The sequence below is a fragment of the Clostridioides sp. ZZV15-6383 genome (assembly GCF_020657735.1).
Taxonomy (GTDB): Bacteria; Bacillota; Clostridia; order Peptostreptococcales; family Peptostreptococcaceae; genus Clostridioides; species Clostridioides difficile_D.
On sequence record NZ_JAGWCV010000262.1, the window covers coordinates 1 to 215 of the forward strand.

The following is a 215-nucleotide window of genomic DNA, read 5'->3' on the forward strand; positions in this document are numbered from 1 at the left end:
TTGTAAATAATGAAAGTCTTTCACCACAAGAAGAATTAGTTCAAGATATAATATCAATACTTCATACTTTTAGTTGTCGCATATGTGGATTAAGAAAATACAAGAAAAAGATTAGAGAGGATGAAGAAGTTGAAAAGAGCATACAAAATAGAAATTAATCCTACTACTGAACAAAAATCTAAAATACATCAAACGATTGGTGTTAGTAGATTTAT

General features: G+C 27.0%; 1 protein-coding gene and 1 pseudogene. Both read left to right on the top strand.

The features are described 5' to 3' along the window. Nucleotides 1-158, top strand: a pseudogene (locus KGF42_RS19720) (IS607 family transposase); the annotation flags it as partial. Then, the coding region (locus KGF42_RS19725) for a helix-turn-helix domain-containing protein (RefSeq protein ID WP_413927056.1) at nt 121-215 on the top strand (95 nt) is incomplete at its 3' end. The pseudogene KGF42_RS19720 and the gene KGF42_RS19725, both read left to right, overlap by 38 nt.